16 protein-coding genes and 1 tRNA gene are annotated in these 14,250 nt (G+C 71.6%); 13 read left to right on the top strand and 4 right to left on the bottom strand.

Annotation, left to right across the window (positions count from 1 at the left end):
• Positions 1 to 18 precede the first annotated feature (18 nt).
• On the top strand, positions 19 to 207 hold the full coding sequence (locus F4692_RS01325) for a hypothetical protein (RefSeq protein ID WP_179617849.1): 189 nt from the start codon (positions 19 to 21) through the stop codon (positions 205 to 207).
• A 55-nt stretch (positions 208 to 262) separates the two neighbouring features.
• A complete protein-coding gene (locus F4692_RS01320) occupies positions 263 to 1,120 on the top strand; it encodes an acyl-CoA thioesterase (RefSeq protein ID WP_179617848.1) in 858 nt (285 codons plus the stop codon).
• On the opposite strand, the gene F4692_RS01315 is transcribed toward F4692_RS01320, so the two are convergent.
• Positions 1,104 to 1,481 carry a globin gene (locus F4692_RS01315; protein WP_179617847.1) on the bottom strand — a complete coding sequence of 126 codons (378 nt, stop codon included), beginning with the start codon at positions 1,479 to 1,481 and terminating at the stop codon, positions 1,104 to 1,106. The genes F4692_RS01320 and F4692_RS01315 overlap by 17 nt on opposite strands.
• Positions 1,482 to 1,538: 57 nt before the next feature.
• Positions 1,539 to 2,612, bottom strand: a complete 1,074-nt coding sequence (locus tag F4692_RS01310) for a mechanosensitive ion channel family protein (RefSeq protein ID WP_179617846.1) — start codon at positions 2,610 to 2,612, stop codon at positions 1,539 to 1,541.
• Between the two features lie 30 nt (positions 2,613 to 2,642).
• Here F4692_RS01310 and F4692_RS01305 point away from each other — a divergent pair, with 30 nt between their 5' ends.
• Both F4692_RS01305 and F4692_RS01300 read left to right on the top strand, forming a co-directional pair.
• The gene (locus F4692_RS01305; protein WP_179617845.1) at positions 2,643 to 3,017 is read left to right on the top strand and encodes a hypothetical protein; all 375 of its coding nucleotides are present in this window, start codon (positions 2,643 to 2,645) and stop codon (positions 3,015 to 3,017) included.
• The gene (locus tag F4692_RS01300; protein ID WP_179617844.1) at positions 3,004 to 3,387 is read left to right on the top strand and encodes a DUF5130 family protein; all 384 of its coding nucleotides are present in this window, start codon (positions 3,004 to 3,006) and stop codon (positions 3,385 to 3,387) included. The genes F4692_RS01305 and F4692_RS01300 overlap by 14 nt, the downstream gene beginning before the upstream one ends.
• Positions 3,388 to 3,416: 29 nt before the next feature.
• On the opposite strand, the gene F4692_RS01295 is transcribed toward F4692_RS01300, so the two are convergent.
• Both F4692_RS01295 and pepN read right to left on the bottom strand, forming a co-directional pair.
• Positions 3,417 to 4,058 carry a transcriptional regulator gene (locus F4692_RS01295; protein ID WP_179617843.1) on the bottom strand — a complete coding sequence of 214 codons (642 nt, stop codon included), beginning with the start codon at positions 4,056 to 4,058 and terminating at the stop codon, positions 3,417 to 3,419.
• An 84-nt stretch (positions 4,059 to 4,142) separates the two neighbouring features.
• Positions 4,143 to 6,695, bottom strand: coding sequence for an aminopeptidase N (pepN, locus tag F4692_RS01290; protein ID WP_179617842.1), 2,553 nt, complete (start codon positions 6,693 to 6,695; stop codon positions 4,143 to 4,145).
• A gap of 80 nt (positions 6,696 to 6,775) precedes the next feature.
• On the opposite strand from pepN, the gene F4692_RS01285 reads away from it, so the two are divergent.
• The 9 genes from F4692_RS01285 to F4692_RS01245 all read left to right on the top strand — a co-directional run bounded on the left by F4692_RS01285 (position 6,776) and on the right by F4692_RS01245 (position 14,220).
• Entirely contained in the window at positions 6,776 to 7,375 is a 600-nt protein-coding gene (locus F4692_RS01285; RefSeq protein WP_179617841.1) for a mycothiol-dependent nitroreductase Rv2466c family protein, read from the top strand.
• A gap of 86 nt (positions 7,376 to 7,461) precedes the next feature.
• The gene (gene metG / locus F4692_RS01280) at positions 7,462 to 9,267 is read left to right on the top strand and encodes a methionine--tRNA ligase (protein ID WP_179617840.1); all 1,806 of its coding nucleotides are present in this window, start codon (positions 7,462 to 7,464) and stop codon (positions 9,265 to 9,267) included.
• Entirely contained in the window at positions 9,264 to 9,833 is a 570-nt protein-coding gene (locus F4692_RS01275; protein WP_308645101.1) for an LURP-one-related family protein, read from the top strand. The genes metG and F4692_RS01275 overlap by 4 nt, the downstream gene beginning before the upstream one ends.
• A complete protein-coding gene (locus tag F4692_RS01270) occupies positions 9,830 to 10,756 on the top strand; it encodes an alpha/beta hydrolase (protein WP_308645100.1) in 927 nt (308 codons plus the stop codon). Before F4692_RS01275 ends, F4692_RS01270 begins: the two co-directional genes overlap by 4 nt.
• 10 nt (positions 10,757 to 10,766) lie before the next feature.
• Complete coding sequence (locus tag F4692_RS01265; protein WP_308645099.1) at positions 10,767 to 11,552, top strand: DUF3626 domain-containing protein; 786 nt, start codon at positions 10,767 to 10,769, stop codon at positions 11,550 to 11,552.
• Between the two features lie 26 nt (positions 11,553 to 11,578).
• On the top strand, positions 11,579 to 12,097 hold the full coding sequence (locus F4692_RS01260; RefSeq protein WP_179617839.1) for a ribose-5-phosphate isomerase: 519 nt from the start codon (positions 11,579 to 11,581) through the stop codon (positions 12,095 to 12,097).
• Positions 12,090 to 12,974, top strand: coding sequence for an Fpg/Nei family DNA glycosylase (locus F4692_RS01255; protein ID WP_179617838.1), 885 nt, complete (start codon positions 12,090 to 12,092; stop codon positions 12,972 to 12,974). Before F4692_RS01260 ends, F4692_RS01255 begins: the two co-directional genes overlap by 8 nt.
• 16 nt (positions 12,975 to 12,990) lie before the next feature.
• Complete coding sequence (locus tag F4692_RS01250) at positions 12,991 to 14,073, top strand: PP2C family protein-serine/threonine phosphatase (RefSeq protein WP_179617837.1); 1,083 nt, start codon at positions 12,991 to 12,993, stop codon at positions 14,071 to 14,073.
• 73 nt (positions 14,074 to 14,146) lie between these two features.
• Positions 14,147 to 14,220: transfer RNA gene (locus F4692_RS01245), tRNA-Gly, on the top strand.
• Positions 14,221 to 14,250: the final 30 nt, after the last annotated feature.

Raw genomic sequence — 14,250 nt, 5'->3', positions numbered from 1 at the left:
CTGTAGAAAGGTTCGACCATGCAGCTCCTCGACCCCACCCCGGTCCTCGTCTTCCTCCTCGCCGTCGTCGGCCTCGCCGCCCTGGCCTCGCTGGCCCTCGTCGCGATCGCCCTCCCCGCGGCGCTGCGCACCACCCGGATCGAGCGCCTGGCCCGCCGCGAGTCCATCCCCGCGTACTACGGGCGCCTGCACTTCGTCACCTCCTGATCCACCCCGGGCGCGCGCTGCCCTGCCGGCGTCACCGATCTGCGAGCATCGTGGCGTGCGCCATCTGTACCGCTGCCCGCTGAGGTGGGCCGACCTCGACCTGCTCGGCCACGTCAACAACGTCACCTACGTCGACTACCTCCAGGAGGCGCGGGTCGACATGTTCCGCACCCATGCTCCCGACAGCAGGTCCGAGGACCTCGCGGAGGGCGTCGTGGTGGTGCGGCACGAGGTCACCTACGTCAGCTCGCTGGAGCTGGGCGTCGACCCCGTCTCGATCGAGTGCTGGGTCACCGAGATCCGCGCGGCCAGCTTCACCATGGCCTACGAGGTCTTCGACGAGGACGCCGCGGGGGAGCGCACCGTCTACCTGAGGGCCCGCACCGTCCTCACGCCCTACGTCTTCGCCACCGAGCGTCCGCGCCGGCTCCACGACAGCGAGCGCGAGTCCCTGTCGCGGCTGCTCGAGCCCGACGAGCCCGTACGCCCTCCCGCCGCGACCGCGGTCCTCGAGGCACCCGGCGGCCAGTACGACGTGCACGTCCGCTTCAGCGACGTCGACGTCTACGGGCACGTCAACAACGTGAAGTACTTCGAGTACTTCCAGGAGGCACGCATCCGGATGCTGGTCGCGGTCGGCGGCGACCTGGGCGAGGGCCGTCACCTCGTCGTCGCCCAGACCGACGTCGACTACAAGCGCCCGATCCTGTTCCGGCCCGAGCCCTACGACTGCCGGACCTGGATCTCCCGGGTTGGGAGCACGTCGGTGGTCTTCGAGTCGGTCGTGCGCGACGAGCGCGCCGGCGGCGAGGTGCTCGCCCGCGCCCGCGTCGTCGGGGTGTGCATGGACAGCGCCACCGGGCGCCCCGTGCCGGTCCCCGACGAGCTGCGGGCGCTCATTCCATCGAGTTGACCATGAACTGGGCGGCGTGGGTGACGTAGTCCCAGAAGCGCTGGTCCTGCTCCTCGGTCAGTCCGGCCTCGTCGAGCCCGGCGCGGAAGTGCACGAGCCAGCGCTGCGCGGCGTCGGGCGTGACCTTGAACGGCGCGTGGCGCATCCGCAGCCGCGGGTGGCCGCGGCTGTCGGAGTACGTCGTCGGCCCGCCCCAGTACTGCACGAGGAACAACGCGAAGCGCTCCTCCGCGGGCCCGAGGTCCTCCTCGGGGTACATCGGGCGCAGGAGCTCGTCCTCGGCCACGCCGGCGTAGAAGCGGTGGACGATCGTGCGGATCGTCGCCTCGCCGCCGATCTCGTCGTAGAACGTGGTCGTCACGGTGACATCCTCCCGCGCCGGGCCAGCGCGACCCCGGCCGGGGTCACGCCGGGCCGGTCAGGCGTCCGCGGCCGGCTCGGCGGACGCGGCGGACGGTGCGCTCTCCTGCCACTGCACCCGCTGGGCCACGGCGAGGTTGATCCCCTCGTGCTCGAAGCGCGCCTTGACCCGCTCCCGCATCGCCCGGGCGATGCCCCACTGCTCCATCGGGGCGGTCTTGAGGGTCACGCGGACCACGACGCCGTCGACGCCCATCGACTCCACGCCCCAGACCTCGGGCTCCTCGATGATCAGGCCGCGGAAGTCCTCGTCGTCCCACAGGTCGTGGGCGACCTCCTGCAGGACGCGGCGGACCTTCACGAGGTCCTCGGTGTAGCCGACGGTGACGTCGATGACGGTGCGCGCCCAGTTCTGGCTCATGTTGCCCACCCGCAGGATCTCGCCGTTGCGGACGTACCAGACGGTGCCGTTGACGTCGCGGAGCCGGGTGACGCGCAGGCTGACGGCCTCGACGGTGCCGGAGGCCTCCCCGACGTCGACGACGTCACCCACGCCGTACTGGTCCTCGAAGATCATGAAGATCCCCGACAGGAAGTCCTTCACCAGCGTCTGCGAGCCGAAGCCGAGCGCCACGCCGATGATGCCGGCGCTCGCGATCAGGGGGGCGATGTCGTAGCCGAGCTCGGAGATGAACATCAGCGCGATCACCGTCATGACGACACCGCTGATGATGCTCTTGAGCAGCGTGCCCATCGTCGCCGCGCGCTGCACCCTGCGGGTGTAGCCCGGGTCCTCCTGCAGGCCCATGGCGGCGCCGACGCGGCCGCCGGTGATCCGGCGGCTGAGCCGGTCGGGCAGCACCCCGGTCTCGGCGCGCCTGACGACGCGGTCGACGACCCGGTGGAGCACCCACCGGACCAGGAGCCCGATGAGGATCAGTCCCACGAGCGCCGAGGGCTTGCCGACGATCCAGTCGGTCGCGTTGGCGAGGCCCTCGTTGCCGGTCGCGTCGCGGACCCAGGTGCAGAGCACCCCGTCGGTGCAGGTGGTGAGGGGAGTGTCGAAGGGGACGGTCTCGCTCCCGGAGACCTCGGTCACAGAGATGATCGGGGTGGTGAGGGGGTGAGGCATGCCCGCCAGTATGCAGATAGCCTTGTACCCGTGAGCACGCACGCCAGCCGTCCCCGCTCGTCCCGCCGGGGTCTTCGCACCCTGCTCCTGACCAGTGCGCCCGCGGCGGCGCTGCTGGCCGGGCCGGCGCACGCCGACGTCCCCGAGGGGTGGGGCGGCCAGACCACCCACACCGGCCTGGACGCGCTGCACGCGCTCGGCCTCTTCCTCGGTGCACCGCTGCTGCTCTTCGTGCTGATCGCCGTCGCGGTCTACCTCCCGGCCATGGTCCGCGGCGAGAAGCTGCTGCCCGACCACTCCGGTGGCGAGGGCCAGTGGATCGGCGGACCCCGCCAGGGCATCGCCGAGCTCCCCGCCCCCGACGGCGAGGACTCCCGAGCGGGTGGCGCCAGTGGCCGCTGGTGACCCGCTGAGCGAGGCCGACCGGCTGGCGCTCGACAAGACGATCCGCGTCGCCGAGCAGTCCTCCCGCTTCGAGTTCTCCGTCTACGTCGGCCCCGTCGAGGGCGACGACACCCGCGCGTGGGCGACGCGCCTGCACAACCGCCTCGTGGCGCCGGCCCGCAGCGTGCTGCTCCTGGTCGACCCGCGCCGCCGGGTGATCGAGGTCGTGACGGGCGGTGAGGTGCGCCGGCACCTCACCGACGCCGAGGTCGAGCTGGCCGTGCTGGCGATGTCCTCGGAGTTCGCCGGCGGCAGCATCCTCGGCGGCCTGCAGCGCGGCATCGCGATGCTCGCCGAGCACGCCCGCCCGCAGAACACGCTGCACGCCTGACGTCGTACGGCGTGGGTGCGGCGCTGGCGTCAGCCGATGGTGCCGCGCTCGAGGCCCAGGGTGGCGAGCAGGTCCTCGTGGACCTGGATCCACACGATGTGGCACGAGTCGATGCCGACGCCGTCCACCCATCGGTGCTGCCCGGCGAGCACCCGCCCCATCGCGGCGTCGTACCTCCCGGCGTAGCCCGCGAAGCGTGGGAGGACGGCTGCGAGCTCACCCTCCAGCGTGCCGAGCTGCCGCCCGGCTGACTGCAACGAGGCGGTCACCCGGTCGTCCCACCGGAAGTCGGTGTGGTCGTTGGGCGCGAAGGCGTTGCCCCCGACGGGGCGCAGTTGCCACTTCGTCACGGCTGCCAGGAAGCGGGCGTTCAGCGGTCCGAACCGTTCGTTCACGTCGGCCACGACGTCGCGTGCCCCGCGCTCGTGGAGCTCGTCGGCGAGCAGCCGCTCGTCCTCCGCGCGACCGGCGTCGGTGAGCGACCAGCCGCCGGTCCCGGCGAACTCGCTGCGGGTGGTCCAACCGCGCGCACGCAGGTCCTCGAGTCGCTCCTCCACGTCCGCCGTGGCCAGTCCCGAACGCGCTGCGACGGCACCGGAGCTCGCGAAGCCCAGGACCCGGACCGCATGGAGGGTCAGCAGGACGGGGTCGGAGGTCCGGTGAGCATCCACCCGGCCATCCTCCCCACACCCACGCGGAGCCCCGAGGTCACCCGGGGGTGACCTCGGGGCTCCGCGTCGTCGTGTGGCGTCCGGTCAGCTGGCGTCGCAGGCCTGGGCGGCCAACGCCCGGGCGATCTCCGCGCGCGCCTCGCCGATGTAGCGCTGCGCCTGCTTGGGCGCGGTGGTGTCGGCGAGCCACTCGTCGAGCCGGGCCAGGGTCGCGGCCGAGCCGAGGGGCTTGGGGAAGCCGTACTCGAGCACGGTCGAGGCCTTGTGGAAGCCGAGCACGTCGACGAGCGTCTCCGAGGCGGTGAGGAACTTCTCGAGGTAGGGCTCGAGCACGTCCTCCTGGCCGAACCGGAAGATCGAGAACGCGATCTCGCGCGAGGTCTCGTTGGGCGTCGACGGGTCGAGGATCGCCGCCCAGGCGGCCTCCTTGGCCTCGGGCGTCGGCTGCGAGGCGCGGGCCGCGGCGGCCTGCTCCTGCCCGGAGATGGTCCTGTCGACCTCGAGCTCGGCGTCGATCTCGGCGTCGCCGAAGCGGCCGGCCCGGGCCAGCGCGGTGATCAGGGCCCACCGCATGTCCTGGTCGATCGCGAGGCCCTCGACCGTGAACGACCCGTCGAGCAGGTGGATCAGGTCGTCGAGCGCGGCGTCGCGGTGCGCGGCGGCGGCGTACGACCGGGCGAAGGTGAGCTGGTGGTCGCTGCCCGGCTCGGCGGCGAGCAGCAGCTCACGCAGGCCGGACTCCCACGTCTGCTTGAGCTCGGCGCGGTGCTCGGGGTCGGAGTAGAACGCGACCGCCAGCGCCGTCGATGCGGGGATCCGGGTGACGGCCCACGCGTCGGTCTCGGCGCCGATGTTGGCGAGGACCAGGTCGGTCCAGTCACGGGTGCGCATCTCGCCGTCGCGGGTCATGTCCCACGCGGCACCCCACACGAGCGCCCGCGGCAGCGAGTCCTCGAAGGTGGAGAGCGCCGAGATCGCCGTGGCCTGCGAGCGCTCGTCGAGGCGGATCTTGGCGTAGGCGTGGTCCTCGTCGTTGAGCAGCAGCAGGTCGGGCTGCTTCACGCCGACCAGCTCCGGGACGTCGGTGCTGGCGCCCTCGACGTCGATCTCGAGGTAGTCGCGACGCACGAGGCGCCCCTCGACCGTGTCGTAGAGGCCGATGCCGAGGCGGTGGCGACGCAGCGTGGGCCAGTCCGCGTGCGCGGTCTGGCTGACGGAGAAGGACGAGTACGCGCCGTCGCCGTCGAGCTCGAAGGCCGGGGCGAGGGTGTTGACACCGGCGGTCTGGAGCCACTCCTGCGCCCAGCCCTGGAGCTCGCGACCGGACTCCTTCTCGAGCGTGCCGAGCAGGTCCTTGAACTCCGGGTTGCCGTACTCCCACTCCTTGAAGTACGCCCGGAGGCCCGCCAGGAACGGCTCGATGCCGACCCACGCGACGAGCTGCTTGAGCACCGAGGCGCCCTTGGCGTAGGTGATCATGTCGAAGTTGACCTCGACCGCGTGCAGGTCGACGTTGTCGGCCGCGATCGGGTGCGTCGAGGGGAGCTGGTCGGCGCGGTAGCCGGTCTGCTTGCGCGCGTTGGCGAAGCCGGTCCAGGCGTCGGTGAACTCGGTGGCGTTGGCCTCGCACCAGTAGCAGGCCCACTCGGCGAACGACTCGTTGAGCCAGAGGTCGTCCCACCACTTCATGGTGACGAGGTCCCCGAACCACATGTGGGCCATCTCGTGGGTGATCACCGAGGCGCGGAACTCGAAGAACGAGCGCGCCTGACGGCTGCGGGGGAGGTACTCGTCGCGCAGCGTCACGCAGCCGGCGTTCTCCATCGCCCCGGCGTTGTACTCCGGGACGTAGAGCTGGTCGTACTTCCCGAAGGGGTAGGGGTAGTCGAACTGCTCCTCGAACCACGCGAAGCTCTGCTTGGTGAGCTTGACCAGCTCGGCGGTGTCCATGTGCTCCTTGAGCGACTGGCGGCAGTAGTGGCCCAGGGGAATGGTGCCGAACTTGCCCTCGTAGGTGTCGAACTCGCCGTGGTACTCGCCGGCGACGATCGCGGTGATGTAGGTCGACATCCGCTTGGTGGTCGGGAAGCGCCACACCGAGGCGCCGTCGGCGGCGGCCTCCGGGTCCGGGGTGGCCGCGTTGGAGACGACGACCCAGTGCGAGGGGGCGGTGACGTTGAAGGTGAAGACGGCCTTGAGGTCGGGCTGCTCGAAGGTCGTGAAGACCCGGCGAGCGTCGGGGACCTCGAACTGGCTGTAGAGGTAGACCTTGTCGTCGGCCGGGTCGACGAAGCGGTGCAGTCCCTCACCGGTGTTGGAGTAGGCGCAGTCGGCCGTCACGACGAGCGTGTTGGTGGCCTCGAGGCCGTCGAGCGCGATGCGGCTGTCGGCGTACGCCGTCGCCGGGTCGAGGGCGCGGCCGTTGAGCGTGATCTCGCGCACGGTCGGCGCGACGAGGTCGGCGAAGGTCGCGCTGCCGGGCTCGCGGCAGGTGAACTCGAGCGTGGTCGTGGAGACGAAGGTGGTCTCGTCGGGATCGGTGGCTGACGTCAGGTCCAGGTCGACGGTGTACGCCGTGACGTCCAGGAGGGCGGCGCGGGTGGCGGCCTCGTCCCGGGTGAGGTTGGTTCCAGGCATGCGGGCATCCTGCCACCGGGCCTGTGGTGCGGCCCACACCGGTGGGGAATAGGCGCAGGCCCGGTGTCATTGTGCTCGACATGGCTACTGCTGACCTCTGGTTCGACCCGCTCTGCCCGTTCGCCTGGATCACCTCGCGCTGGATCCGCGAGGTCGAGCAGGTGCGCGACATCGACGTGCAGTGGCACGTGATGTCCCTGGCGTACCTCAACAAGGACAAGGACATCCCCGCGGAGTACCGCGAGATGCTCGAGGGCACCGAGAAGCCCGTCCGCGTCGCGATCAGGATCGCCCAGGAGCACGACAACGCCCGGCTCGGCGAGTGGTACACCGCCATCGGGACCCGGCGCCACAACAACGGCGAGGAGCTCTCCCGCGAGACGGTCGTCGCGTCGCTCGCCGACGTGGACCTGCCGGCCGAGCTCATCGAGGCGTGGGACGACGCGTCGCTCGACGAGGCCGTCGCGACGAGCCACCACGAGGGCATGGACGCGGTGGGCGACGACGTCGGCACACCGACGATCCACGTCAACGGCTCGGCCTTCTTCGGTCCGGTGCTGTCCAGCATCCCGCGCGGCGAGGAGGCGGGGGAGCTGTGGGACGGCGTGGTCGCGGTCGCGAAGTTCCCCCACTTCTACGAGCTCAAGCGCACGCGCACGGGCGACCTCGACTTCAGCTGAGGAACCAGCGGGACCTGCACGGACCCAGCGTGATCACGGACGCCACCCGGGGAAACCGGGTGGCGTCCTGTCACTAGGCTTGCGCCATGACTCGTGTCCTGTCCGCCGTCGCCTGGCCGTACACCAACGGCCCCCGCCACATCGGCCACGTCGCCGGCTTCGGCGTGCCCTCCGACGTCTTCAGCCGGTTCATGCGGATGGCGGGCCACGACGTCCTGATGGTGAGCGGCACCGACGAGCACGGCACCCCGATCCTCGTGCTCGCGGACAACGAGGGCCTCCCGGCGCGCGAGCTCGTCGACAAGTACAACCAGGTCATCGTCGAGGACCTGTGCGGGCTGGGGCTGTCCTACGACCTCTTCACCCGCACGACCACCGGCAACCACTACTCCGTGGTCCAGGAGATGTTCGAGACCTGCCGCCGCAACGGCTACATGGTCGAGGAGACGACGCAGACCGCGATCAGCCCGTCCACCGGACGCACGCTCCCGGACCGCTACATCGAAGGCACCTGCCCGATCTGCAAGTACCCCGAGGCGCGCGGCGACCAGTGCGACAACTGCGGCAACCAGCTCGACCCGACCGACCTGATCGAGCCCCGCTCGCGGATCAACGGCGAGACCCCGGAGTTCCGCGACACCCAGCACTGGTTCCTCGACCTGCCGGCGCTCGCGGACGCGCTGGGGGAGTGGCTCGACCAGCGCGAGGCCACCGGCCTCTGGCGGCCCAACGTCATCAAGTTCAGCCAGAACATCCTCAAGGAGATCCGGCCGCGCGCGATGACCCGCGACATCGACTGGGGGATCCCGGTCCCCGGCTGGGAGGACCAGCCGACGAAGCGGCTCTACGTCTGGTTCGACGCCGTCATCGGCTACCTGTCGGCCTCCATCGAGTGGGCGCGACGGCTGGGTGAGCCGGACAAGTGGCGCGAGTGGTGGAACGACGCCGAGGCCGAGTCCTACTACTTCATGGGCAAGGACAACATCGTCTTCCACTCCCAGATCTGGCCGGCCGAGCTGCTCGCCTACAACGGCGCCGGCGCCAAGGGCGGCGAGCCCGGTCCGTTCGGCACGCTCAACCTGCCCACCGAGGTGGTCTCCAGCGAGTTCCTGACCTTCGGGGACTCACAGTTCTCGACGAGCCGTGGCAACGTGATCTACGTCGGCGACTTCCTCGCACGCTACGGACCCGACGCCCTGCGCTACTACATCTGCGCGGCTGGTCCGGAGACCTCGGACGCCGCCTTCACGTGGGCCGACTTCGTGACGCGCAACAACTCCGAGCTGGTCGCGGGGTGGGGCAACCTCGTCAACCGGACCGCCACGATGATCGCCAAGAGCTTCGGCGAGATCCCCGCCGCGGGGCCGTTCGAGGAGGTCGACCAGCAGGTGCTGGCGACGGTGCGAGGAGGCTTCGCCGGCGTCGGTGAGCTCATCGAGAAGCACCGGCTGCGCGCGGCCATCGCCGAGGCGATGCGGGTGGTGGGCGAGGTGAACAAGTACCTCACGGTCACCGAGCCCTACAAGATGAAGGACGAGTCGCAGCGCGAGCGGCTGGGTACCGTGCTGCACGTCGCGGCGCAGTGCGTGAGCGACTGCAACCTGCTGCTCGCGCCGTTCCTGCCGCACGCGGCCAACGAGGTCCACCGCACGTTGGGCGGCGAGGGCGAGCTCATGCCGATGCCGCGGGTGGAGCAGGTCGACGAGCTCGAGCCGGGCAACGGCGCCGGCCACACGTCGTACTCCGTCATCACCGGTGAGTACACCGCGACGCCCGCCTGGGAGTCGCGCCCGGTCCTCGTCGGGGCCCCGGTCGCGAAGCCGACGCCGATCTTCACCAAGCTCGACCCGTCGGTGGTCGAGGAGGAGCTGTCGCGAGGAGCCGCCGAGTGAGCGCCGAGATGTACCTGCCGCACTTCATGGTCAAGCAGAAGCTCACCATGATGGTCAACCGCTACGAGATCTCCGAGACGGACGTGTCCGGCAACCCGACGCGGCTCATGGCGCTGGCCGAGCAGAAGCGGATGGCGTTCAAGGAGCAGGTGACGTTCTACGCGGACGCGGGCAAGTCGCGTCCGGTGTTCGGCTTCAAGGCGCGGCGCAAGCTCGACCTCAACGCCGGCTACGACATCACCGACGAGTCGGGCGAGCAGATCGGCTTCTTCAAGAAGGACTTCGGCGCCTCGCTGCTCCGCTCCACCTTCCACGTCGAGGGGCCCGGGTACACCGGCACCGGACAGGAGCGCAACCAGGTCGCCGGCCTGCTGCGCCGCTTCACCGAGCTCGACTTCATCCCGATCCACTTCGACTTCGTCGACGGCGCGGGTGCGCCGCTGTTCTCGGTCGACCGCAAGATGTCCATCGGTGACCGCTACCGCGTGGAGGTGCCCGACCCCCGCGTCGACTTCCGCGTCGCGGCCGCGATCGCCGTGGGTCTCGACGCCCTGATGTCGCGGTGAGCGACCCCGACCGGGGCCCGGACCAGCGTCCGGTGATGTATCCCGAGGTCCGCGCTGCCGTCGAGGCCGAGCGCGGCCCCGACCTCACGGCCCCCGGGTTCGACATCGCCGCCCACCGCGAGCAGGTGCGGCTGTTCAACCTCCGCCAGCCCCGGGAGGACGTGGCGTCGGTCGAGGACGTCGACGCCGACGGCGTGCGCTGCCGGCTGTTCGTCCCGGCCGACGTCCGGCCCGGTCTCGTCGTCCACGCCCACGGCGGCGGGTTCGTGCTCAACGACGTCGACGTCCACGACGGGATCTGCCGCCGCTTCGCCAACCGGCTGCGTCGGCCGGTGCTCAGCGTCGAGTACCGACGTCCCCCGGAGGACAGGTTCCCCGCGGCCCCCGACGACATGGACACCGTGGTCGGCTGGCTGCGGCGCGAGGGGGCCGGACGCGGCCTGCCCGGGCCGTACGCCGCGCACGGCGACTCCGCGGGTGGCAACCTCGCCCTGGTCGCCGCGCTCCGCAACCCGGGCTTCTTCGCCGCCGTCGCGCTGGTCTACCCCTTCCTCGACCCGCGCAACGGCTTCGCGTCGTGGGAGCTCGGGGCCGCCAACGGCTTCGACCCCTCGGAGGCGACCTGGTACTGGGAGCAGTACGCCCGCAGCGAGGCCGACCTCGACGACCCCGACCTCGCGCCCCTGCTCTCCCAGCGCCTCGACACCCTGCCGCCCACGTTCGTGGCGACGGCCGAGGCCGACCCGCTGCGCGACGAGGGGGAGGAGCTGGCCCGCCGGGTCGCCGAGGCCGGCGTGGAGACCGTGGGCATCCGGTGCCTCGGCCAGACCCACGGGTTCTGGCGTCACGCGCAGTTCACCGCCTCCGAGCCGCTCGTGCGCACGGTCGCGGGCTGGCTGGACCAGCACCTCGTCGCGGGCTGAGGCAGCGCAGGTGGGTGAGCCGGCGCTCGTGCTGCACTTCCACCCGGGCTGGGGGGCGACCGGTCGCGCCGGCGGACCGACCGTCATCGACGCGCTCGTCGAGTCCGGCGCCTACGTCAGCCAGTGGGTGACCGGGACGTCCAACGGCGGACTGGCGGCGCACCCCGGCGGCGACCGGTGGGCGTGGGAGAGCCGGCTGTTCGCCGGGAGGTACGACGACTCGCCGCCCGGGGACCGACCGGTCTACGGCGCGTGGAACCGGCACGGCGACGCCTACGGCGCAGCGCCGCGGTTCGGCTCGGCGTACCTCCGGCTGCGTCCCGCCGCCGTCGACCGCGCGACCTTCTGCTGGCCCGACAGCGTCCACCGACCGGAGGCGTTCGGCGGTCCGGACCGGCTGGACGAGCTGTGCGCGCTCGCCGACGCGGGCGGGCTCCTCACCGACCCGCTCGACGACTACGTCGAGGCCCAGATGCACGGCGGCGTCCTGCTCTCCCGCGACGTCGAGGCGGTCGTCGTCGACCCCTCCGACCTCGACGCGCACCGCCGGCCGCTCGGGCGGCTGCCGTTCCCCGTCGAGGTCCACCCCGGCTACCGGGTGTCGGCACGTGACATCGACCCCGGCTACCGGGGCGAGGTGCCGGTGGCGCTCGCGGGGCGGCTGGGCGACGAGGTCACCCCGGCTGCGCTGTCGACCGCCCAGCGGACGGGGGACCACGACCCGCAGGCGCTCAAGTGGCTGTGGCACTGCCTCGCGCGCTTCGGCCGACTGCGTGGTGACCGCCGAGACCCGTGAGGGCCGCCCTCTGGGACACTCCTCCCATGCGCGTTCACCTGGGCTCCGACCATGCCGGCCTCGAGCTGAAGGACCACCTGATGGCGTGGCTCCTCGACCACGGCTACGAGCCGGTCGACCACGGTCCGTTCGCCTACGACGCGGTCGACGACTACCCCGTCTTCTGCCTGCGCGCGGGCGAGGCGGTGGCTGCCGACCAGGCCGACGGGCAGACGAGCCTGGGGGTCGTCATCGGTGGCTCGGGCAACGGCGAGCAGATCGCCGCCAACAAGGTCGAGGGCATCCGCTGCGCGCTGGCGTGGTCGGAGGAGACCGCGGCCCTGGCGCGCCAGCACAACGACGCCAACGTCGTCTCGGTCGGTGGCCGGATGCACTCCGTGGAGGACATGACGCGCTTCGTCGAGGTCTTCCTCACGACGCCCTTCAGCAACGACGAGCGCCACGTGCGCCGCATCGGGCAGGTCTCGGCCTACGACGAGACCAAGGAGCTCCCGCCCCTGCCCGAGTCGGCGCTGCGCGGCGCCGGGCGGGACGGGGATGCCTGAGGGTCACACCCTCCGCAAGCTGGCCGACGACCTGACCGCCGCGTTCGCCGGGCGACGGGTCCGGGTGAGCTCGCCCCAGGGTCGTTTCGCCGCCGACGCGGAGCAGCTCGACGGCACGCGCCTGCTCGGCGCGGAGTCCGCGGGCAAGCACCTCTTCGTCGAGCTCGAGGGCGAGCGGTTCGTCCACGTCCACCTCGGCCTGATCGGTCAGCTCGACGTCCACGCGGAGGTCGACGAGGTCCCCGGGCCGGTGGGTGCCGTACGGCTCCGGCTGGTCACCGTCCCCGAGCCGGCCGACCCGCGCGGTACGGCGTACGCCGACCTGCGCGGGGCGATCCTGTGCGACCTCGTCGGCCCGACGAAGCGCGCCCAGGTGCTCGCCCGGCTCGGACCGGACCCGTTGCGCGCCGACGCCGACCCCGACCTCGCCTGGCGCCGGATCTCGCGGAGCCCGCGGCCGATCGGCGACCTGCTGATGGACCAGGCCGTGCTCGCCGGCGTCGGCAACGTCTACCGCGCGGAGGTCCTCTTCCGGCACCGCATCCACCCGCTGCGGCCCGGCAGCACGCTGCGGGTCGGGCAGTGGCGAGCGATGTGGGACGACCTCGTGGTGCTCATGGCCGAGGGGGTGTGCACCGGCCGGATCGACACGGTGCGCCCCGAGCACACGCCCGAGGCGATGGGTCGGGCACCGCGCCGCGACGACCACGGGGGCGAGGTCTACGTCTACCGACGCACCTCCCTGCCGTGCCTGGTGTGCGGCTCGATCATCAAGACCGGGGAACTTGCCGGACGCAACACGTTCTGGTGCCCCCGATGCCAGCCGAAGTTCCGCTCGCGCGCCGTACGATCTGCCAGCAAGCACACCGGGGCCTAGGGAGGGAGCTCGGTCGATGAGTTCTCCCCGTGACATGCGCGTGGCCGCTGGGGAGCGGCTGGAGTCCGCGTTCAACCGTGTCGTGCCCCGCGGGTCGGGCCCGCTGCTCCTGCTCGTGGTGACGACCGTGCTCATCGGCGTCGGGATCTGGCGGCTCAGCGAGGACATCCCGCTGGTGACGCTGCTCGTGCCGCTCGTGGTCTCCAGCCTGGTCCTCGGACCGCGCCAGCTGCCGTGGTTCGTCGTCTTCGACCTGCTGGTGCTGGCCGTGGTGGTGCCGAGCCAGCGCGAGATCAGCCCGCGCATCGTGATGACCGTCATCATCATCTTCGGCCTGGGCTTCCTGGTCCTGATGTCGTCGTTCCGTCGCAACCGGCTCGGGGTGGCCGGGATCCGCGGCGAGACGATGTTCGTCGACCTGCGCGACCGGATCCTGAGCCAGGGCGGCATCCCCGACCTGCCCGACGGCTGGTACGCCGCGAGCGAGCTGCGCTCGGCCGGCGGCACGCCGTTCGCCGGTGACTTCGTTGTCGCCTCGCGCGTCGACGGCCGGCTCGAGGTCGCGGTCGTGGACGTCTCCGGCAAGGGGGAGGGCGCGGGCACCCGGGCGCTGCTGCTCTGCGGGGCGATCGGTGGCCTGCTGAGCGCCCTGCCGCCCAGCGAGTTCCTCGCCGGCGCCAACCGCTTCCTGCTCCACCAGGAGTGGGACGAGGGGTTCGCGACCGCCATCCACCTCTCGCTCGACCTGCGGACCGGTCGCTACGACATCCGCAGCGCGGGGCACCCCCCGGCCGCGCTCCGCCACGCCGGATCGGGCCGCTGGGAGGTGCTCGAGTCGGAGGGGCCGATCCTCGGCATCCTCGAGGACCCCGAGTTCCCGGCGACGTCGGGGGAGATGCGCCCCGGCGACGCGCTGCTGCTCTACACCGACGGGATGGTGGAGACCCGCACGCGCGACATCAGCCTCGGCATCGACCGGATGCTCGGCCAGGCGGAGCGGCTCCTGCGCGGCCAGTTCGAGGGCGGCGCCACCCGGCTGGTCGAGGCCCTCGGCTCCCGCAACGACGACCGGGCGCTGCTGCTCGTCCACCGGCGCTGATCCGGTGTGCGCGACGGCGGTGCTCGTGTGGCACCATGACACCCGCACCGGCGGCCTCGCGTCGCGGGCGCACGCGGATGTAGCTCAATGGTAGAGCCCCAGTCTTCCAAACTGGCTACGCGGGTTCGATTCCCGTCATCCGCTCCAGGCAGGCTCGCGCACCTCCTCGCGGAGGTC

Source organism: Nocardioides cavernae (assembly GCF_013410035.1).
Taxonomy (GTDB): domain Bacteria; phylum Actinomycetota; class Actinomycetes; order Propionibacteriales; family Nocardioidaceae; genus Nocardioides; species Nocardioides cavernae_A.
Note: the sequence above shows the minus strand (reverse complement) of the source record. Positions and strands in the feature narration are given on the sequence as shown.